Genomic DNA, 20,669 nt, shown 5'->3' with positions numbered 1-20,669 from the left:
GATCCCGTGGGGGGTGGATCCCGTGGGGGGAAAGTCGAGGCATGAACTGAACCGGAAAGCGCTTTCCGAGATTTCACGGATGCTAATGACCTGACTTGACCATGTCAATAACATCGGTCCCCGAGCACTCAGCGCACCAGGCACGGACGCTTCGCGTCGAACGCCCAGCCCTCGATCAGGTACTGCATCCCGGCAGCGTCGTCACGCCCCGCCGAGGCCACCTCCTCGTGCAGGTCCTGCGCCGCCCGCAGCCGGTCCCGGTCGAGGCGGACCCCCAGACCGGGCGCGTCCGGTACGGCCACCTCACCACCGGTGATCCGAGGCGGTTCCACGGTGAGCCGTTCCTGCCCCTCCTGCCAGATCCAGTGGGTGTCGAGGGCGTTGTACTCACCCGGGGCCGCGGCTCCGCAGTGCGTCATCATCGCGAGCGAGATGTCGAAGTGGTTGTTGGAGTGGCAGCCCCAGGTCAGCCCCATGGCATGGCACAGCTGGGCGACCCGGACCGACCCCTGCATGGTCCAGAAGTGCGGGTCGGCGAGCGGGATGGACACCGACTGGAGGGCCAACGCGTGGGTCAACTGCCGCCAGTCCGTGGCGATCATGTTGGTCGCGGTGGGCAGTCCGGTGGCCCGGCGGAACTCGGCGAGGATCTCGCGGCCCGAGTAACCGCCTTCCGCGCCGCAGGGATCCTCGGCGTAGGCGAGTGTGCCGACCAGCGGACGGCACAGTTCCACGGCTTCGCGCAGGGACCAGGCCCCGTTCGGATCGAGGGTGATCCGGGCTTCGGGGAACCGCTCCTTGAGAGCCTGTACGGCCTTCACCTCCTCGCTGCCGGGCAGGACGCCGCCCTTGAGCTTGAAGTCGCGGAAGCCGTAGTGGGCGTAGGTCGCCTCGGCCTGCCGGACGATCGCCTCGGGGGTGAGGGCCTCCTCGCGCCGGACGCGGTACCAGTCGACATCGGCGCCGGGTTCACGGAGGTAGTCGAGGTCGGTGCGGTCCGGGTCGCCGACGTAGAAGAGATAGCCGAGGACCCGTACGGCAGCGCGCTGTTGGCCGTCGCCGAGCAGCGCGGCGACCGGGACGTCGAGGTGCTGTCCGAGCAGGTCGAGGAGGGCCGACTCGACGGCGGTGACCGCGTGCACGGTCGTACGGAGATCGAAGGTCTGGGCGCCGCGGCCGCCCGAGTCGCGGTCGGCGAAGGTGTCGTGGACCGTGCGCAGGACGCGCTTGTAGTCGCCGACCCGGGCCCCCACGACCAGCGGCTCGGCGTCGCGCAGGGTCCGCGTGATGCTGTCGCCGCCCGGCACCTCGCCCAGGCCGGTGCGCCCCTCGGAGTCCTCCAGGACGACGACGTTGCGGGTGAAGTAGGGGGCGTGGGCGCCGGAGAGGTTCAGGAGCATGGAGTCGCGGCCGGCCACGGGATGGACGGAGAACTTCGTGACGACGGGCTGGCTCATGGCGGGATGGTGTCCTTCTGATCAGGGGTCGGGGGTGTCAGACCTTCAGGGCGTCCAGTACCTGTTCCAGGACCAGTACACCGCCGAGGCCCAGGATCGCGAGCACGGTCGTGTAGGTGGTGCGCGCCTTGATCGCGTCGACGACGGAGAGGTTGAAGTACTCCTTGAACATCCAGAAGCCCGGGTCGTTGACGTGCGAGAAGGCGATCGAGCCGCAGGAGACGGCGAGGACCATCACCTCGGCGTGCACCCCGCCGCCCGCGAGCAGCGGCAGGGCCACCCCGGAGGCGGTCACGACGGCGACGGTGGCGGAGCCGAGGGCGACGCGGAGGACGGCCGCGATCAGCCAGGCCAGGATGATCGGCGAGACGGACCAGCCGTCGGTGGCGTCCTTGATGTAGTCGGATATGCCGCCCTCGACGAGGACGTTCTTGAAGGCGCCGCCCGCGCCGATCACCAGCAGGATCATCGCCATGGCCTGGGCGGCCTCCTTGCAGGAGGTGCTGACCTCCGCGAGGCTGCGCCCCATGCGCGGGCCGAAGACCCAGACGGCCACGAGCAGGGTGAGCAGCAGGGCGATCGGCGCGGAGCCGATGAAGGCGACGAAGTGCAGCCACGCGTTGTCCCCGGAGACGGCCAGGTCGGTCACCGCGGCGCCGGCGATCAGGACGACGGGCAGCAGGGCCACCGCCAACGACCAGCCCATGCCGGGCATCTCCTCCTCCTCGAAGACCCGTTCGCTGACCAGGCCCTTGGGGATCTCGGGGTTCATCCGACGGACGAACGGCAGGCGCGGCCACAGCAGGGCGATGAAGGCGCCGACCGGGACGGCGATGAACAGGCCGTAGAACAGGGTGAGTCCGACGGAGGCGTGGAAGGTGGCGGCCACGGCGGTGGGGCCCGGGTGGGGCGGCAGGAAGCTGTGCATGGTGGACAGCGCGATCGACATCGGCAGCCCCACCCAGAGCAGGTTGGCCCGGGTGACGCGGACGAGCGTGAAGGCGACCGGGACGATGATGACGAAGGCGACCTCGTAGAACATCGTCACGCCGATGAGCATGGCGGACAGCACCATGGCGACCTGCACCCAGCGCGGCCCGCACACGTCGAGGAGTCTGCCGGCGATCCGTTGGGCGGCACCGGAGTCGCCCAGCACCCGGCCGACCATGGCACCGAGTCCGATGATGAGCATCGTGTCGCCGATCTGGTCGCCGATGCCCTCGGAGAGGACGTCCGGGATCTCCTCCAGGCCGATCCCCTGGACCAGGGCGACCCCGACGGCGACCAGGAGGAGGGCGGCAAAGCCGTTCAGTCTGAGCTTCGTCATCAGAAAGAGCAGAACGAGGACGCTGATCCCGACGACGATGAGCGGCATGTGCGGTTCTCCCCACTGAACGCGATCCCCATACAGAGACGCTGTCTACATATGAGGACGGAGGCTAGGTGCATCGATCGCCGGGGGTCAATGGGTGTGCACGATCTATGTGTTCTCCAGGGGGCCATGGGTGTGCGGGGATTGATGGGCCCTCCGGGATTTACGGGTGCGTGAGATCGGTGCGCCCCGGGATCTCCGGGTGCGTGAGATCGATGGCACTCCGGGATCTACAGGTGCGCGAGATCGATGGCCCTCCCGGATCGACGGGTGTGCGAGATCGATGTGGCCTAGAGTCGCCGGATGCGACGAGCAACAGGCCTGGCGGTGGCTGCGGTTGCCGCCCTCGCGTGGGGTGAGTGGTTGAACTGGCGCTGGTCCCGGGTGCTCGTGGGACACCGTGACGGCGCTTCGGTGGCCGTGGTGGTGCTGGGGTACCGGAATCCCCGGCCGACAGCGAACCTGGTCAACCGGTGGCGGGTCCGCGCGGGCCTCCGCTCCATCGCCGCCGACGATGCGCGGAGACGCCGCGTGATCTTCAGCGGCGGTGCGGTGGGGGTCGGCGCCGGCGTCACGGAGGCCCAACTGATGGCTGACTACGCGCGGTTGGTCCTCAAGTTCGACGGCACGGTGCTCCTCGAGGACCGGTCCACGACGACGTGGGAGAACATCACGAACGTCATCCCCCTGCTCGAAGACGTGGACCGCATCAAGATCGCCTCCCAGCCGGCTCACGCGCTCAAGGCCCGGGCGTACCTGCGGCGGCAGCGCCCCGATCTGGCGGAGAAGCTGGTGCGCGCGGACGACTACCGCGTCGGCGAGTGGATGGCCGTCAAACCGCTGCTGGCCCTGTACGGGCTGTGGACGCTCCGTGTTCTGAAGTCCGACGAGCGGATCGTCTCGTCGTAGGCAGCGCACTTATGACGGGCCGGCGTGTCGCCCTTCACCGCGGCGCTCATGATGGCTCGGGCGTGCTGCCCTTCACCGCGGCGCTCATGATGGCTCGGGCGTGCCGCCCCTCCATCGCGGCTCTCCCGATGGTCCGGCGTGCGTCACCAGCGGTTCCCGCACCGCACACACGGCACGCACGGCACGCTCCGGCCGGTCGGACGGTCCCCCGCGCCATCCGACCGGTCATCGGCTGTACGAGCGAGGACGCTATCGGCCGGCGGTCGACGCGGTCTTGGAAGAATTTGCACTCCGGGTGAGCGCCATCGCCCCTTCCACCCGCCGCGCCGCGACCATACGTCCGGGCGTGGTGCCGGCGATCGCCCGGAACTCACGGTTGAGGTGAGCCTGGTCGTAGAAGCCGCAGGCGGTGGAGATCTCGGTCAGGCTCGCGGTCCCACGGCTGAGCAGGGCCACGGCGTGACGGAAGCGCAGCACCCGGGCGGACGCCTTGGGAGTGAGTCCGATCTGCTGGGTGAACCGCCGGATCAAGTACCCCTGGCTCCAGCCCACTTCGTCGGCGATACGGGCGATCGTGATCGCTCCCGCGCTGCCGGAGAGCAGCTGCCAGGCCTGGTCGACCTCCGGAGTGGGATCCGGGCCGAGGCCGAGCCGGTCGAGGAGGGCGGCGTCCAGCAGGTCGAATCTGGCGGCCCAGTCCCGGGTGGCCGCCATCCGTTCGACCAGCACGCCGGCCCCGGCGCCCAGCACGTCCCGGATCTCGACCGCCAGGTTCGTCAACTCGCTCATCGGCATGCCGAACAGCCGGTAGCCGCCCAGGGGTGTGAACTCGACCCGGATCGCCTCCTGGCCGCCCGGGTGCGTGCAGATCGCGGGCCGGTCCTCCAGTCCCACCACCAACGATCCGATGGACCCGGTGCCGCCGTCGGGTATGCCCAGCCTTCGAACCTGCGAGAAGGGCTCCGCGAGACTGATCAGCAGGGTCGCGTGCCCGGTCGGCACCAGCCTCGCCTCGTACGGAGTGGGCACGGCCTCCCAGTAGCCGACGTAACTGCGCAGGTACGGCCGTAACCCGGGGTGCCAGGGCCGCGTGACCCGCCACAGGCCACCGAGCCGCGCGATCTCGACCGCACCGCCGGTCTCGACCGTGGCGTCGCGTACACCGAGAACCACCAAGAGGCTCCCCTCACCCCCGAGGGACCGCTTCGAACCGGCGGCCGACCGGACAGGACGTGCCCTCGCCTTCCAGTGGGGCGGGGGCGGCGGGTCGTCCACCTGGTCCCCAGTATCCCCACCGCCACGGCCGACTCACCGGCAGGGAAGTGAAGTTGGCATGCAGATCAGTGCGGATCCGATGACGCTGCCACGAGATCGCCCGACTGCGCCGACCCGTGCCGGGACGCCCTCTCGCGACGATGCTCACAACGGCTGGCATCCCACCGCGCGGGGCAGGGCGCGCGGAGCTGGTTCGCGCGCCAGTACCGCTACGACCTGTGGGCGACCCTCCACCACCGCTCAACCGAACACCCTTGCCCACAACCGAGCGCACACCTACCCTGACTTTGTGCCGCAAATAAACAAAGCCCGATCGCACAGCGCCGTGCGGGGCCCTCGCAGCGACCTGACCCGGCTCCGTATCGCCCTCACCGTCTTCTTCGCCCTCGACGGATTCGTCTTCGCCGGATGGGTCGTCCGCATCCCCGCGATCAAGGAACAGACCGGCGCCTCCGCCAGCGCCCTCGGTCTCGCCCTGCTGGGCGTCTCGGCCGGCGCGGTGATCACCATGATGCTCACCGGCCGTCTGTGCCGCCGTTACGGCACCCACCGGGTCACCGTCGTCTGTGCCGTCCTGCTCTCCCTCAGTGTCGCGCTGCCGCCACTGACCCACTCCGCGGCGGCACTCGGCGCCGTCCTGCTGCTCTTCGGCGCGGCCTACGGCAGCATCAACGTGGCGTTCAACAGCGCCGCGGTCGATCTCGTGGCCGCCCTGCGGCGACCGATCATGCCCAGCTTCCACGCTGCCTTCAGTCTCGGCGGCATGATCGGCGCCGGTCTCGGCGGGCTCGTCGCGGGCAGCGTCTCCCCCACCCGGCACCTGCTCGGGCTCACCGTGATCGGTCTGCTCGTCACCGCCGCCGCGGGCCGCACCCTGCTGCGCATCCAGCCCCCGAGCGCCCCGCAGGAGACACCCCGGCAGCCCTCCACACCCCACCCGCCGAGCACCCGTACCCGCGGTCTCGTCATCATCTTCGGCCTGATCGCCCTGTGCACGGCCTACGGCGAGGGCGCCCTGGCCGACTGGAGCGCCCTGCACCTGGAGCACGACCTCGACGCCGCGCCCGGTGTCGCGGCGGTGGGCTACTCCTGCTTCGCGCTCGCCATGACCATCGGGCGGCTGACCGGCACCAGGCTGCTGGAACGTCTCGGCCAGACCCGCACCCTCGTCGGCGGCGGCACCACCGCCGCCCTGGGCATGCTGCTCGGCGCCCTCGCCCCCTCCGTCTGGGCGGCACTCCTCGGCTTCATGATCACCGGGCTGGGTCTCGCCAACCTCTTCCCCGTCGCCGTCGAGCGCGCGGGCAGGCTGGCCGGACCGGACGGGGTCGCCATCGCCTCCACCCTCGGCTACGGCGGCATGCTCCTCGGCCCGCCCGCCATCGGCTTCATGGCCGACTGGTTCTCCCTCCCCGCCGCCCTCACCAGCGTGGCGGCACTCGCCGCGACAGCCGCGGCCATCGCCCTGCTGACCCGCCGGGCGGCGGGCTGAAGCTCGGTGGACCTACGTGATCAGCTACTGATCAGCTACTGAAGCTGCCGTCAGGACGGCCGGACGTGCACAGGCGACGCCTACCGTGCCGTACGTGGGGCCGCATGGTCCGCACCGGTCGCCTGACCGGCCCGGACGCCGTCCCGCTCCGCGAGATCCCGCTGATCGACGCGCTCCAGGCCCTCGCGGCCGCGGGGGATGCCCTCGACGACCCCCACCTGATCGCGGCCTGGCGTGAAGTGGAGCCCCTACTCTGCGACGAGTAGGACCCGGGAGTCTGACAACTCCCCAACTACCTCGCCTTTACGGCATTCTCGGCGGCGTCGACGAGTCGTGGGCCAGCTCCAGGTAGACCGGCTCGAAGTCGAAGGGGTACTGGATCTCGGCCCTCCCCGCGAGGCACTGGGCGGCATGCCGGCGCATCCGGGGGCCGTACGTCCCGTGGCCGATCAGGTCCGTGTAGGTCTTCCGTCTGCCCAGGTCCAGCAGGCCCGCGGTGTCGGCCAGGTGGACGTCGAAGCCCGGGTACATGAGCCCGAGGTAGGGCAGGTCGTCGAAGTCGAGGGCGAAGACCGGGTACTCACCCTCCTCGTCCGGGTCGGTCACGGCCAGGAACCGCCGCGAGTCCGATCCGCCCGGCAGCAGGAAGCACTCGGAGAAGCGCCCTGACAGCCAGGCGAACTCCGGTCCCCAGGCGGCGCCCATCTCGTCCTCGACCAGCTGGTCCAGCGGTCGCGGCGCGAAGGCGCCGTCCGCCGTGAACCAACCGTGGCGTTCGAGCAGGCTCATGTCGTACGCCAGCCAGGCGCGCAGGCTCGGAGACAGCGGGCGCCCCGACGGAAACCTGGTCCGTGCAAGCGTGGCCTCGGGCATCGGCCTGGGGACGCCTCCTTCCACCCAGGGCACGTCCACGTACGGCAGCAGATGGGGCAGCGCGCTCGCCCCGGGGTCGCGCCGGACCGCCTCGATGACCCGTTCCGTCAACGGCACTCCGTGCATGGGGACTTGCCTCGTCTCATTCGTGTCGGGGAGGGGAAGTCGGGAGGGGTGGTCACATGAGGAAGAGGTGGTCAGAGGAGGAAGGGGTGGTCAGAGGAGGAAGGGGCGGATCCAGTCCGCGAACCGCTCGCCGAACTCCGCCTGCGCCGCCGCGAGTACGGCGTCCGGGTCCTTCGCCACCGGCAGGCCGAAGTGCCGGTCGAGCCAGGCCACGTACTCGTCGTGGCAGTCGGTGTGGGGCTCGTCCTCGTCCCGGTAGAAGTAGGCCTTGGCGTGCTCGACACTGATCTCCTCGTCGAAGCCGAGGAGTTGGAACAGCTCGCGCACCTGGCGGGCCACGACGTGCTCCCCGCCCTCGTCACCGAAGACGACCACGGGAAGCGTCGCCAGGTCCTCCCGGTCGTCGATGCGCCACAGCGCGTAGAAGGAGCCTCCGCCGGTGGCCTGGGCGAAGGGCACCAGGCGGCCGGTGAACGCCGGGTCCTGCGACCAGCCCGCCATCAGTCCGGAGATGTCCCCGTACTCGGTCAGCCCGAAGCCCCGGGCGAAATTCTCGTAGCCGACCCGGTCCTGGAAGTCCTTGAGCAGATTGAGTTCTTCGACGGGCGAGTATGCGGTGGTCACGGTGTCTCCGAGTGAGTGGAAGTGAGGGGCGCGCGGGCGGTCACCATGTCGCCTTCACCAACGCCCGTTCCGCGCCCGCGAGATGGACGGCCGCGCTGAGCCAGACCAGGGCGTACGGGTCGCTGTCGGCGTCGGCCAGGCGGCCGAAGACGTCACGGGTACGGCGATCCGCCTCGGCGGTGAGGGCGGTGGCCAGGTCGGCCATCGTGCCGAATCCGCCGCGGCGCAGGGCGACCGCACTGCCCCGCCGGTCACCGTCCCGGGCGGGCTCGGCGACCGCCCGGCGCCCACCGGCGACGGCGAGTTCGACCAGCCGGCGCATCCGCCACAGCGGCGAGTCGGCGAGGGGGTCGGCCGGGGCGCCGGTGAGCCCCTCGACCGGGGACAGGACGTCGGGGAAGTGCGTGCCGCCGAGACGGTCGTAGCCCAGGTCGACGCGGTCCAGCCGGTCCGCGGGCAGCCGCAGGGTGGCCTCGGTGTCCGGTACCGGACCGACCGCGAGCGGGCGGAGGGTGGCGGCGCGGTCGGGGTCCATCCGCCCGATCACCCGGACGCGGATACCTGGACGGGCCGCGAGCTGGGCGAAGTTGGCGGTGTGGGCGAGGTCGGGGTGGGCGTGGGCGGGCAGGAGGCGGATCAACGGGCCCTCCTCCGGCGCGTCCGGATGCAGTTCGCGAGCCAGCAACCCCTCCCCCGCCGCACCTACGACGACGAGGTCGCACCCGATCAACGCGCCACCCGGTTCCTCCGGCGCCATGGCGAGCCGGTCGGCCACCACCTCCCGCAAGGGACGACCGAACAGGGCGGCCAGTGGGCCCGAGGTCCAGGGGAGGCCGTCCAGCGGGGTGGCCATGACGCCCCTGCCGGAGCCGAGGCGGCCTTCCGGGGAGATCGTCGCGCCGGAGATCAGCAGACCGCCCCGGGCGAGCCGGGCGTGGTCGAGAGCGCCGGAACCCAGCGCGACGGGAGCGGTGCCGGCGGCTCGGGCGCGGGCCGGGCCGCCGGGTTTGACGTCGGCGACGGAGAACCAGCGGCCGTCCTCGGTGGCCAGATGGGTCACGACACCGCCGTAACCCGTGGCGCTCAGCACCGGTTCCCGGCAGACACCGAAGACCTTCAGCGCGCCGCCCGCACGGTAGGTGCGGCGGGCCGTGCCGACCAGCGCCGGGTCGGGGTCCGCGGACGCCAACCGGTGGGTGGTGAGCAGGAGTTCCCGCAGGTCCGCGACCAGACCCGCGAGCCGCGGTCCGTCCTTTCGGGTCCGCGCAGCACGCACCCCTCGTACGACCCGCAGCGCCGCCGCCTCGGCCCGGTGCAGTCCGGCCAGCCGGGCCGTGTGCGCGGCACGGAGCAGCTCCGCCTGTGGCACGGCTCCGGCGGTGGGAATCCCGGCGGCGAGTACGGCCGCGGCGGCGGCCCGGAGTCCGGTGGCGGCGGCGACTTGGGCGCGGGTGGGGCCGGGGAGTACCTCGGTCGCCGGGGCCTCCTGTGCGAATGCCCCTTGCTCGGTGGACGGTGGTTCGTCGGCGGGTGGTGGCTCCGCCTCTGCGCCGCTCACGTCGTCGGCGGCAGTCGGCTCCGCCACCGGGCACGCGCTCAGGATCGCGGCGAGGTGCAGACACCGGGGCGCCAACAGGCAGCCGCACACGGCCTGTTCGGCGTCGGTGAGCGTTCCCGACGGTCCCGGTGTGAGCGTGACCTCCGCGTCCTCGCCGCACTTGACGCTCAGGGTGCCGTCGAGTTCGGCGACCGGGAGGGCGGCGTAGGACTCGACCGCCGTGTCCAGTTTTTTGCGCAGCCGGGAGGTCAGGCCCTCGACGGCGGCGGCGACCACTTCGGGTACCGCCGGGGGCAGTTGGGGCTTCATCGGGATCACCGGACTTCTCCGCGCAGGCGGTCGCCCACCCAGCGGGCGAGGGCGAGGGGACTGAGGGCGGCGACGGGCATGCCGGCGGCGACGAGTTGCCGGGCGATCGGCACCGAGTAGCGGGGCGTACCGGTGTCGTCGAGGGCCGCGCAGCCCATGAGGTGCACCCCGGAGTCGGCGAGGGCTCGGACCTCGCCGAGGAGTCCGGCCAGGGGGTATCCCTCCTCGAAGTCGCTCACCACCGCCACGAGGGTGCGGCTCGGGACCGTCACGAGGGAGCGGGCGTGGGCGAGTCCGGCCGCGATGTGCGTACCGCCGCCGACCTGGACCTCCAGGAGCAGCGACAGTGGGTCGTCCACCCGGTCCGTCAGGTCGATCACCTCGGTGGAGAAGGCGAGGAAGTGGGTGGAGAGGGTGGGAACCCCGCCCAGCACGGCCGCGGTGAGCGCGGACCAGACGACGGACGCCTCCATCGAACCGGACACGTCGACCACCAGGATCAGCCGCCAGTCCGCCTCCCGGCGCGACCGGGTGCTGAACACCGGCCGCTCGGGCACCACGACCGTCCGGCCGTCGTCGAGGCGCCGGGTGTGCGCGAGGTTGGCCCGCAGGGTGCGCGGCAGGTCGAGCCGTCCGCCGGGGCGGCGGGTCGGGCGCGGGGTGGCGAGGCCGGTGAGGGCCGGGCGCAGCCGGGTGGCCAGCTCCCGGGCCAGTTCGTCGACCAGCCGGCGCACCAGCGGCCGCAGCCGGGCGAGTTGTCGCTCGGGCATGCCTCCGGCGAGGGAGAGCACGGAGGTCAGCAACTCGACCGAGGGCCGGACGGCGGTGGGATCCAGCTCGGCGAGGACATCGGTACGGCCGTGCTCGGCGGCCCGCGCCAGCACCTCCTCGCGGACCTCCGCACCGAACAGGGCGGTGAGTTCCTCGCCCCACTCCCGGGCGCTGGGGAAGGACGCCTCCTGCCCTCCGCCGCCGTCCCGGCCGAGGTCCACCGAGCCCTCGCCACGGCCGGATCCGTACAGCTCGTCGAGGGCGTGCGCGTAGCGGCGGGCGGCGCCGGGGAGCCGGTCGGTCTCCCTGCCGAGGAGCAGGCGCCAGCGGTCGGTGGGGGTGAGGCGGGTGGCGGGTACGGCAGCTCCGGAAGCCGGCGCGAGGGCGTCGGGGGCGCTACCGCTGGAGACCGGCGCCGGCACGACCGCGTCCGGAGCCGTACTGCCGGAAGCCGGCACGAAAAGCCCCAGTGCCGTGAGTTCGGCGAGACCGGCCGTGTCTGCCGCCGTCCACAGGGCGAGGAGGTCGGGTGGGGCGGTGAGGGTGAGGTCGGGGCGGTCGCCGAGGCGTTCGGTGACCGTGTCGAGGAGGCGGCCGCGGCCGGCCGGGGTGAGGGTGTCGAAGCCTCCGCGCAGCGCGGGCAGCCGGTCCAGGAAGCCCTGGTCGGTGAGCGCTTCGATCCGGTCGAGCAACGGGTCCAGGGCGGCCGGGGCCGACTCCAGCAGGGGCCCGGCGGCGCCGAGCAGGCCGGTCAGCAGCAGGGTCAGCCGGCGTCGTCCGTCCGGGTCGGTGGCGGTGTCGATCCAGCCGCCGACCCGCGTGCCCAGGGTGTCGGCGCCGTCGAGGTCGAGCAGGACCCTCGCGGCCAGGGCGGCACCCTGGACGAGTGGGGAGCCGGTGCGGGCCAGGGTGGCGAGGGCGTCGTCCACGCCGAGACCGAGCCGGTGGGCGCCGATCCGGGCGACCAGGGCGATCAGTGCGGCGGCGTCCTCGGGCCGGTCGCTGCCGGCGAGGCCGGGCAGGGCGCGGACGGCGGCTTCCAGCAGGGTGTCGGACAGTTCGGTGACTTCCCGGTCGCGCTCGGGCGTGCCACCGGGCAGATGACCACGGCGCAGGGCCTCCAACAGGTCCAGCGCTTCGAGGAGTTCGGGAAGGGTCGCGGCCGAGGGCAGCATGTCCGCGGCGTCGGCGAGGCGTTCGGCGACCAGGGCGGGCAGGTCGCAACGGGCCGCGGCGCGGAGTCCGCCGATGACATGGGCGCAGGTCGCGGCGGTCTCATGGCGGTGGGCTTCGCGGAGGGTGCCTTCGGCGGCCAGGGCGGCGGTGACTCCGCGCACGCCGGCCAGATCGAGTCGTACAGGAACCGCCGGGGTCCACGCCATCCTCCACCGGGTGGTGAGCGCGGTCCCGTCGCCCGTGCCGGCCACCTCGACGGATTCGCCGTAGAGGGCGTGGCACACCGCGAGGCGCTGCAACAGCACCTCGCGGCGGGCGTCGAGGGCGGACCGGAGCGGATCCAGCCGGATCTCGCGCGGCCCGGGATCCTCCGGGCCGGGCAGTCGCAGTGCGGCGAGCTCGGTCTCCACGGCGGGGCCGAGCCCCGAGCGGGGGGTGCCGGGTGCGACCCGGCCCCAGCCGCCGCCGACCAGCACCGCTTCCGCGGCCCGGGCGAGCGCACGGCCCCGGCCCAGCGGTTCCCCCTGCCCCAGTACGGCCGTCAGCGCCTCCAGCAACTCGCCCCGCCCGGGCGCCGGAAGCCCCCGCAGCCGGGCCAGGTCACAGGCCAGCCGCAGGGCTTCGGTGGCCTCGCCGGTCCCGGCGGTGTGTCCGGCCGCACGCAACTGCCGGCACACGTCCGTGATCGCGCGGGCGGCGGCGTCGCTCACCAGCTCCGGGTGTCCGGCCGCGGTGAACACCGCTTGCTGCCACTGCGGGTCACGGATGCCGGCGGGATAGCCGGAGCGCGAGTCCAGCAGCTCGAAGGCGTACGGGACGAAGGAGGTGACGACCGGCGCGGAGACCCCCGCGAACGGAGCCCGCTCGATGATCGCCGACGTCGGACCCCCGGTGACCGGAGCCCGCTCGGTGACGGCCGGCATGGCGGCCTCGACATCCGGAACCGCCCTGTCGAAGCCCCCCAACGCCGGTGCGTGGAACGCGCCGACCACCGCCGCCACCCTCCGACCCCCCGCGGCGGCTTCCGCCAGCACGGAGCGCATGTACGCCTCCCGCGCGAGATCGCCGGCCGCCACTCCCCCGGACGCCTCGGCGTCCCGGCGCAGTGCCCAGCCGACACCGAGGGCCGCCCGGCGTACCGCGTCCGGGGTGCTGCCCGGGGCGAGCACCTCCACCGCGCGGTCCCACAGGTCGTCGCCGTCGCGTCCGGTACCGGCGGCGGTGAGGGCGTCGGCGAAGACGGTCCGCGCCGCGCGGTCCCCGTCGGGCGGTACGGCGTCCCAGGCGGGGTCGGTCAACGGCAGGTCGCAGCAATGGACTTCGGCCCCGCGCTCCCGTGCCCAGCGCACCGCGGCCAGTTCCGGGGAGAAGTCCGCGAACGGGTAGAAGCCGAGCCGCCCGTCCTCACGGGCCCCGGCGAGCGCGACCGGGGCCACCGTGCCGGGGGCGGCGAGGTGGACGAGCCAGGGCTGGAAGTCGGCGGGCAGTTCCACGCAGACGACCTCGGCACCGGCCGCGTCCAGCAGGGCGGGCACGGCAGCCGCGAGCGCGGGGCTGTGGTGTCGTACGCCCAGGAGGTACGGCCGTACCGAATCCGCGAGGGCGGCCACGGCCGCCCGGGGGTCCTCGCGCGTGCTCACCGGAGGTTCTCCCGCAGGTCCCACAGGCGGCGCCACATCGCCGAGCCGTCCTCGGCGCGGCGGCGGACCGGACCGTCCCAGTAGCCGAGGAGGCGGGCGTGGTCGGCGGGGTCGTCCTTGCGGACCACGCCGAGGAGGTGGCCGGGGACGAGGTCGAGGGTGTCACCGGCCGGGAGGTAGGCGGTGGCCACGCCCAGGGAGGTGGCCACCTGGACGGCCTCGGCCGTGGACATCACGGTGCCGGGGCGGTCCACGTCCCAGCCCTCGGCGGAGCGGCCGGTGCGCAGGTCGCGGAAGACGGTGACCAGGACGTCGAGCACGGCGTCGTCGACCCCGAAGGCCGCACCGGCCCGCCGCACGGCGGCGACCGCCTGGCCGCGGACGAGCGCGGTCTCCGCGTCGGCGTCGGCGATCGGCTGCACGGTCTCGAAGTTGAAGCGCCGCTTGAGGGCGGCGGACATCTCGGAGACGCCCCGGTCGCGGAGGTTGGCGGTGGCGATGACGGTGAAGCCGGGGGCCGCGGCGACCTGGGCCTCGTCGGTGTCGGACAGCTCGGGGACGCTGACGCGCCGGTCGGACAGGATGGACACCAGGGCGTCCTGCACCTCGGGCAGACAGCGGGTGATCTCCTCGACGCGGGCCACCCGGCCGGTGCGCATGGCGCTGAGGACGGGTGAGTCGACCAGCGCCTGGCGGCTCGGGCCCTGGGCGAGCAGCAGGGCGTAGTTCCAGCCGTAACGGAAGGCGTCCTCGGTGGTGCCGGCGGTGCCCTGCACGGTGAGCGCGCTGGTGCCGCAGACGGCGGCGGACAGCAGCTCGGAGAGCATGGACTTGGCGGTGCCGGGCTCGCCGACGAGCAGCAGGCCGCGCTCCCCGGCGAGGGTGACCACGCACCGCTCCACGAGGGCGCGTTCGCCGACGAACTTCGGTTCTATGACGAGCCGTTGTCCCGCCGCTGCAAGTTCCTTGCCGTCGCTGCCGCAGATGAAGGTGACGACGGCACGCGGGGTCAGGGCCCAGCCGGGCGGGCGCGGACCCTCGTCGTGGGCGGCGAGGAAGGCGAGTTCGGTGGCGTGGCGGTCCTCGGCGGGCAGGATCTGCCGAGCCGGGGCCGCGGCCGTGGCCGCAGTGGTGCTCATGGACGTCCTTGGTGGTTCGGTACGGATGGAGTGTGGCCCTGGGGGGGCGCCGGGCAGGCGGCGGCCCCCTCCTTCATGCGCCGTGGAGTTCCGCTTCAGCGGCGGCGGCCGCTCTTGGCCTTCAGTTCCTCGAAGCGCGGCACATCGCCTTCCCGGATCCGCTGCCAGGCCCTGCGGTACAGGTCGGGTGCCGGTTCGGTCGGGACGAGGATGCGCAGGCCCGCCTCGACGAGTACGCCGTACAGCGGCAGCTTCCACTGCTCCAGGGGGAGCCGCGGGGACGGGAGTATCTCCCAGCCGCCGGGCAGGAACAGGGAGCGTCCGGCGCGGGTGCGGCTCGCCTCCACCACCAGGTCGGTGGCGGCCAGTTCGGCGCGGGCGGCTTTGAGGCGGGCGGGCTTCCAGCCGGTCCAGCGGGCCGTGTTGCGGTCGGTGGGGTCGGGCAGGGCGAGGAGCATCAGGTACAGCGCCGCGGCGTCCTCGCCGAGGCCGTACTCCTTGGCCACCTCGGTCACCAGTTCCGGCGCGGACCGGGCGGGGTCCTGCGGATACCAGGTGCCGTCCTTGAGGCGTTCGCCCGCGACCGGGTCGCCCGGGTCCGCGAGAAGGGCCGCGAAGCGGGCGTCGCGGGCGAGGCGCAGGGTCACCTCGGCCGGGAAGGGGGCGCCGTCCTCGTCCAGGCGCAGCGCGGGCAGGTACGGGTCCTGGCCGTCCGCGTCCAGGAAGGCCACGCGCAGGCCGGGGGCCGGCATGTCGTCCTGGGTGGCCATGACCACCGCGCCGTACCGCTCGAATCCCGTGCCGACCTCGGTGGGGCGGCCGACTGTCTTGCGGAAGTCGGGCAGGTTCACGTACCGGCCGAGGTCGAGGAGCAACCCGGGGTGGGCCAGCCGGTCCCGCACGGCGCCGAGGGCTGTGGGCAGCGCGGCCCGCAGGGGGGCGCCGACGGGGAGCCGGTGCGCGAGCCAGGCGGCCAGGACGACCGTGTCGATGAGCGTGGCCGCGGTGAACCCGACGGCGTCCTCGTCGACCGGGCCGACGCGGTCCCCGGTGACCGCCCATTCGAGGTCCTGGCTCAGGCTGGGCTCGGAGGCGGGGTCGAGCAGCCCGGCCAGGGTCGACGGGTTGGCCCGCAGCGCGCGTTGCGCCTCGGCGAGGAGCGCCTCGGGCAGGGGCCTGCGCCTGCCGACCCTGCTGTTCCAGACGTCCGCGGCGGCCGCGGCATCGGGACCGTCCGTCCACAGCGGGGCCGGGTCACGGGGCAGCAGTGCGGCGACGACGGCCCTGAGGTCCTCGGCGTCGGTCCTGCGGAGTTCGTCCTTGGCCAGGGCGGCTTCCGTCGCCTTCACACGGAGCACGGCGCGGGCCTCGGCGGTGAGGAACGACCGGTCGTTGCTGTCCACCTGCGGCAGTCCCGCCACGACCAGGCGGGCCATGGTCGGGGTGACGCCGGTCAGCCGGGCGAACTCCTCGGCGGCCGCCGGGATCCACGGGGCCGGTCCCCGCTCGTCCAGGCCGGCGAGGAACGCCGTGACCCAGTCGGCCTCACGGTCCTCACCGACGGGGATGGAGGACTCGGCCGTGTACGGGGCCGGGACCTCGAAGCGGCCGGACGGATCGTGGTGGAGCGCCTCGAAGTCACAGCCGGTCTGCTCACCGCGCGAGGTGCACGCGGTGACCGCGAGGAAGGCACCGCCGTCCAGTGGCAGCACGCCCTTCAGACTTCCCTCCCGCCACTCGCCGTCCGGGGTGCGCAGATGGCTCGCGTCGAGATGCAGGGAGACCCGCCGCCAGCGCGCGGGCCCGGCGGCCGAGGTCAGGCCCAGCGCGTCGAACTCCCGCAGCAGCGCGATCAAGGCCTCCCGGTGCTCGGGCGGGGTGGTGGGCGACGCGATCCGGAACGCCATCGCCGTGAAGAGGTCCGGCAGCGGCGCGCGACTCAGATAGCCGCCGGGCAGGTCGGGACCGTCGACGTGCAGGCGCGGAGCCGCCCCGGCGCCACCGGGCCCGCCATGGCCCTCGCCCCCGGTCACGGCCTCGCCCGCCCGCATCGCCCGCCTCAGGATCCGCAGCCTGCGGAACACCTCGTCCCGGTCGGCCGTGTAGTGGTGCCAGCCGCCGCGGGCGCCGTCGAGGCCGCTGAGCGCGCCGTGCAGCAGCCGGTCGGAGGGGCCGGCCGGGCCCTCGTCCTCCTGGGCTCCGGCGAGCTCCGAGGTCAGCCGGGTCGCCGCCGCGTCGAGGACCTTCTGCTGCTCACCGGCGTACCGCAGCACGCCGGTGATGCCCGCGAGGAGTGCCGTGTCGGTGACCTCGGGCAGCAACTCCCGTACGGCGGCATCCGGTTCGGGGGCACGCAGCAGCATCCGGGCCGTCGCGTCGGAGATCCGGCGCAGGGCCGCGGAGCCCCGCGGGTCCCGGGGCCGCAGGCAGTGCCAGTACCGCAGCGGCGGCAGGATGGGAGTGCCCTCCGCGAAGTCGCCCGGCGGGCCGTCCACCCGCGCGGAGGCCGTCACCGTCCCGTCGGCGTCGACGAGTTGGATGCGCCAGCCGTCCCGGACGGCGGCCATGAGCCGGTCCGCGCCGGGGAACCGCACCGCGGCGTACGGCTGCCCCGCCTCCTCCGGCACGGTGACCCGGCGCCCGGCCAGGTCCTCGCCGTGCCAGGTGCGGTCGGGACGGAGGACCGCGCGCCAGCCGAGCAGCCCGTCCACCGGCACGCCGGCCGGGGTGACCTCGTCGAAGGGGTAGGGCGCCAGCGAGCCCGGCGCACTGGTGCCCTCGCCGTAGGCGTCGGCGAGGAAGGCGGGCGCGCGGTTGCGGCCGAGCCGCCCGGTGGCCGGGTCGTACTCGAACCAGCCGTCGCCGCCCCAGGTCCAGTACGAGGTGCCGTCGCCGAGGAGCTTGCCCTCCAGGGGGACGCTGGTGTCTCCGCGGTGCAGGACGCCGCCGCCGGTGAGCCGTCCGCCGTCGGGCAGCGGCAGGGTCGGGACGCCGTTCTCCTCCCGGTACCAGTCCATCAGGACGCCCCGGGTGGTGCGTGCGCCCTCCAGGGACACCACCCGGTCGGGGCTGTGGTGCCAGTACCCGCGCATTCCGTGGTCGTGGGTCCGCCAGTGGACGAGGAGTTCACCGTCCACGAAGTGGAAGCCGGGCTCACCGAAGGTGCCGTGGTCCGGCAGGCGCAGGTCATGGGTGAGCACGGTGCCCTCGGGGCCGATCACCCGTACCCGCGCGGATCCGGCGGTGATGAGGTACGGCCAGGCGTCGGCGACGTACAGGCTCTCGACGTTCTGCCGGCGGACGAGGTCGCCGGCCGCCTCCTCCCAGGCGGGCCAGCCGAGTTCGTCGATGATTCCGGCCCTCAGTGTGCGGGCCACCAGCGGGGCGAGGTCGGTGGCGGCCACCTCACGGATCTCGTCCTCGGCGAGCCGAAGGGCCTCGCCGGGGAGCCATGCCAGCCGCCGCAGGGCCTGGGGCAGCCCGGGCAGTCCGGTGGCGGTCGAGCGCCGGGCGACCTCGCGCACCCAGCCGGCCAGCATCGGCCGACCGCCGGGAGAGGAGGCGAGGACCCGGATCGTGTCCAGGTCGTCCTCGTCGCCGCCGAAGATGTCGGCCGCTTCGTGGAAAGCGTCCCGGAACCGCTCGGCGGCGGCGAGGGCGAGCAGGTCGCGCCGGTCCTCGCCCTTCGCCCAACGCTGAAGTTCCATTCGGTGGAAGACGCCGGCCGGCACGTCCAGGGCGAGCAGCTGGTCCAGCAGGTCCAGGTCGTGTCCCGCCTGCAACTCCCCTCCGGACTCAGCGAGTTCGGCGCGCAGTCGGTGGGCGCACCGTTCCGTGATCCGGTACAGGGCGGGAAGGTGGGTGGGCGCGTGGTAGTCCTGTGCCCGCTCCTGGAACCGCAGGAAGCGGGCGAACCAGCCCGCGGTGCCGTCCTGGGCCCGCTCCTGGTCGGGCAGGGTGTCGTCCCAGAGCCCCACGAGAGCCCCGGACTCCTCCAGGATGTCCAGCCACATCAGCAGGACGGCGTGGTCGCCGGAGTCCGGCATGAGGTTCAGCAGCGCACCGCGCACCGCCGGCTCGCGCCGGGCCAGTGCGACGACGGCAGCCCGGTGGGACTTCCACCAGCCGGGCGCCGCCTTCGCCGTGGCGGACAGCTGGAGCAGGTCGGCCAGGTACGCCTGCTCGACCTCGCCGCCGTCCCGGCCGGCAGCGCGGGCCAGCCTGCGGACGTCGTGCGCCAGTTGGGCGGACGGCACGAGTCCGCCCGCGGTACGCCGTACGCACAACCGTGTGAAGCGCTCGAGGGCCTCGGCGGCCGGCACCCGGGCGGCCAGTTCCTTCGCGTACCCGGAGAGCGCGGTCGCCGTGAGTGCGCCCGCCAGCGCGAACTCCAGGAACACGGCGTCCAGCCGCTCCTCGTCCACCGGCAGGCCGTACTGGGCCTCGGCCTCGCGGGCCCGGCCGAACATCTGCGCCGCATAGGTCGGGTTCTCCACCGACAGGAAGACCCGTCCGGCCTGTTCGTAGAAGGTGGGCAGGAAGTGCGGTACGGCGACGGCCAGTTCCCGAGCCGTCTCCCGGTAGGCGTCCAGGGCCGCCTTGGCCTTGGTCTTCGCCTGGCGGGCGATCCGCTCCAGCTCCGGGACGACGCCCAGCGCGTGCCGGCCGTCCTCGGGGTGGTGCACCAGCACCCACTCCGGGAAACCGAGCGCCTGACGCGCCCCCAGTCCGATCTCGACCGGTTCCGCGGCCGGTTCGAGGCCGAGGAAGCCTGCGGCCAGGTCCTCCGCCGCGCCCAGCTCCCCGGCGACCAGCCGCACCACCACGCGGTCGTCGAGACCCGGGTGGGTGTACGACCGTGCCGTCAGCGGCACCGCGCGCTCGCCCGCGCCCTCGGTGCCGAGCGGCAGCACCGCGCCCGCCGCCAGCAGTTCCCCGTACGACACCTCTGCTCCCCCGCTCACTCGCCCAGCCCTTCCTCGACCTCGCGCCCCGCGTACAGCGCCGCAGCCATCCGCATCCCCTCGGACCAGGCCACCGGGCCGACGTCCACCGGCCGCAGCCTGCGGCCCTGCGGATCCAGCCAGGACAGTCCGCCGGTCCTGACCTCGTAGTCCCACGGCTCGCCGATCCACACGGCCGCCTCGACGGCGCGCTCCCCGTCGCGCACCCGGCAGGTGGCGCGGGAGCCGGAGACCCGGTAGCCGAGCGAGGTGGCGCGCGCGGCGAGCGCGGAGCGCCAGAAGCGGCCCCCGGCGAACTCGGTGACCTCCCACGCCTTTTCGTCCAGGTCCGCCGGCCTGTGCCAGGTCGCCCGGTGGATCTGCTCGACGCGCTGCACGATCCCGAGCTCGGCCGCGAACTCGCGCAGGTCCTCCAGGTCAGGCAGCAGCACCGGGTGCGGCAGGGTCACGGCGCGCGGGGACAGCCGTACGGTCTCGCCGTCGAGGTCGACCACCCGCAGCTCGCCCGCGTCGGTGACGCCACGCAGGAAGCCCGCCTCGTCCGGGTCGTCGCCGACGACCACGAGGTCACGCAGCGCCGACTGCCAGGCCTCGTCGGGCCAGACGCGGGCCACCAGTTCGGTGGGCACCGGCAGCGAGGACACCATCCAGGTGTCCACCTGCGCCACGCAGGCCGACGCGTGCCGCTCCAGCCACTCGGCGAGACGGCGCAGCCGCTCCACCTCCGCATGGCCCTTGAGCGCCTTCGGCAGTGACTTCAGCTGTCGCCCCGCCGCCCGGCCCGCCGTGGCCCTGGCCGTCACCCGGCCCTCCACCAGGGCGACTTCGTACCCCTCACCCGCTGCCAGCCAACCCACCGGCCCCCGCCTTCCGCATCAAGGAAACTCACGATCGACACACTTCGGCCAGGGATCCGGCACTCAGCGTGACGATGAGCGGAACGTTACGAGCAGCCACTGACAATCACCCGGGCGAACCTCTCCG

Annotated in this window: 13 protein-coding genes; 3 read left to right on the top strand and 10 right to left on the bottom strand. The window is 73.3% G+C overall.

Annotation, left to right across the window (positions count from 1 at the left end):
* Positions 1-128 precede the first annotated feature (128 nt).
* Together OHN19_RS38755 and OHN19_RS38750 are read right to left on the bottom strand one after the other, a co-directional pair.
* Entirely contained in the window at positions 129-1,457 is a 1,329-nt protein-coding gene (locus OHN19_RS38755) for an enolase C-terminal domain-like protein (RefSeq protein WP_330268672.1), read from the bottom strand.
* Positions 1,458-1,494: 37 nt separating this feature from the next.
* On the bottom strand, positions 1,495-2,832 hold the full coding sequence (locus OHN19_RS38750; protein WP_330268671.1) for a gluconate:H+ symporter: 1,338 nt from the start codon (positions 2,830-2,832) through the stop codon (positions 1,495-1,497).
* A 300-nt stretch (positions 2,833-3,132) separates the two neighbouring features.
* Between OHN19_RS38750 and OHN19_RS38745 the strand changes: the two genes are divergently transcribed.
* Positions 3,133-3,738 carry a YdcF family protein gene (locus OHN19_RS38745; RefSeq protein ID WP_330268670.1) on the top strand — a complete coding sequence of 202 codons (606 nt, stop codon included), beginning with the start codon at positions 3,133-3,135 and terminating at the stop codon, positions 3,736-3,738.
* Between the two features lie 249 nt (positions 3,739-3,987).
* Here the strand turns inward: OHN19_RS38745 and OHN19_RS38740 are convergent, their stop codons facing one another.
* On the bottom strand, positions 3,988-4,911 hold the full coding sequence (locus OHN19_RS38740) for an AraC family transcriptional regulator (protein ID WP_330268669.1): 924 nt from the start codon (positions 4,909-4,911) through the stop codon (positions 3,988-3,990).
* Positions 4,912-5,338: 427 nt separating this feature from the next.
* On the opposite strand from OHN19_RS38740, the gene OHN19_RS38735 reads away from it, so the two are divergent.
* Entirely contained in the window at positions 5,339-6,505 is a 1,167-nt protein-coding gene (locus OHN19_RS38735) for an MFS transporter (protein ID WP_330268668.1), read from the top strand.
* 104 nt (positions 6,506-6,609) lie between these two features.
* Positions 6,610-6,771 carry a hypothetical protein gene (locus tag OHN19_RS38730; protein ID WP_330268667.1) on the top strand — a complete coding sequence of 54 codons (162 nt, stop codon included), beginning with the start codon at positions 6,610-6,612 and terminating at the stop codon, positions 6,769-6,771.
* 37 nt (positions 6,772-6,808) lie between these two features.
* Here the strand turns inward: OHN19_RS38730 and OHN19_RS38725 are convergent, their stop codons facing one another.
* From OHN19_RS38725 to OHN19_RS38695, 7 genes are all read right to left on the bottom strand, one after another.
* Positions 6,809-7,495 carry a hypothetical protein gene (locus OHN19_RS38725; protein WP_330269809.1) on the bottom strand — a complete coding sequence of 229 codons (687 nt, stop codon included), beginning with the start codon at positions 7,493-7,495 and terminating at the stop codon, positions 6,809-6,811.
* A 99-nt stretch (positions 7,496-7,594) separates the two neighbouring features.
* Positions 7,595-8,128 (bottom strand): hypothetical protein, encoded by a 534-nt coding sequence (locus OHN19_RS38720; protein WP_330268666.1) that lies wholly within the window; start codon positions 8,126-8,128, stop codon positions 7,595-7,597.
* Positions 8,129-8,168: 40 nt separating this feature from the next.
* Entirely contained in the window at positions 8,169-9,995 is a 1,827-nt protein-coding gene (locus OHN19_RS38715) for a hypothetical protein (RefSeq protein WP_330269808.1), read from the bottom strand.
* 5 nt (positions 9,996-10,000) lie between these two features.
* Positions 10,001-13,582, bottom strand: coding sequence for a DUF5682 family protein (locus tag OHN19_RS38710; RefSeq protein WP_330268665.1), 3,582 nt, complete (start codon positions 13,580-13,582; stop codon positions 10,001-10,003).
* On the bottom strand, positions 13,579-14,721 hold the full coding sequence (locus OHN19_RS38705) for an AAA family ATPase (RefSeq protein ID WP_330268664.1): 1,143 nt from the start codon (positions 14,719-14,721) through the stop codon (positions 13,579-13,581). The genes OHN19_RS38710 and OHN19_RS38705 overlap by 4 nt, the downstream gene beginning before the upstream one ends.
* 95 nt (positions 14,722-14,816) lie before the next feature.
* Positions 14,817-19,685: a DNA-binding protein gene (locus tag OHN19_RS38700; protein ID WP_330268663.1), complete on the bottom strand. Its 4,869-nt coding sequence runs from the start codon at positions 19,683-19,685 to the stop codon at positions 14,817-14,819.
* A complete protein-coding gene (locus tag OHN19_RS38695) occupies positions 19,682-20,542 on the bottom strand; it encodes a DUF4132 domain-containing protein (protein ID WP_330268662.1) in 861 nt (286 codons plus the stop codon). Before OHN19_RS38695 ends, OHN19_RS38700 begins: the two co-directional genes overlap by 4 nt.
* Between the last annotated feature and the right edge of the window lie 127 nt (positions 20,543-20,669).

The sequence above is a fragment of the Streptomyces griseorubiginosus genome, assembly GCF_036345115.1.
GTDB lineage: Bacteria > Actinomycetota > Actinomycetes > Streptomycetales > Streptomycetaceae > Streptomyces > Streptomyces griseorubiginosus_C.
Note: the sequence above shows the minus strand (reverse complement) of the source record. Positions and strands in the feature narration are given on the sequence as shown.

Coding starts and splice junctions, on each gene's coding strand:
- OHN19_RS38755 (WP_330268672.1), bottom strand. CDS start 1,457: ATGAGCCAGCCCGTCGTCACGAAGTTCTCCGTCCATCCCGTGGCCGGC.
- OHN19_RS38750 (WP_330268671.1), bottom strand. CDS start 2,832: ATGCCGCTCATCGTCGTCGGGATCAGCGTCCTCGTTCTGCTCTTTCTG.
- OHN19_RS38745 (WP_330268670.1), top strand. CDS start 3,133: ATGCGACGAGCAACAGGCCTGGCGGTGGCTGCGGTTGCCGCCCTCGCG.
- OHN19_RS38730 (WP_330268667.1), top strand. CDS start 6,610: ATGGTCCGCACCGGTCGCCTGACCGGCCCGGACGCCGTCCCGCTCCGC.
- OHN19_RS38715 (WP_330269808.1), bottom strand. CDS start 9,995: ATGAAGCCCCAACTGCCCCCGGCGGTACCCGAAGTGGTCGCCGCCGCC.
- OHN19_RS38705 (WP_330268664.1), bottom strand. CDS start 14,721: ATGAGCACCACTGCGGCCACGGCCGCGGCCCCGGCTCGGCAGATCCTG.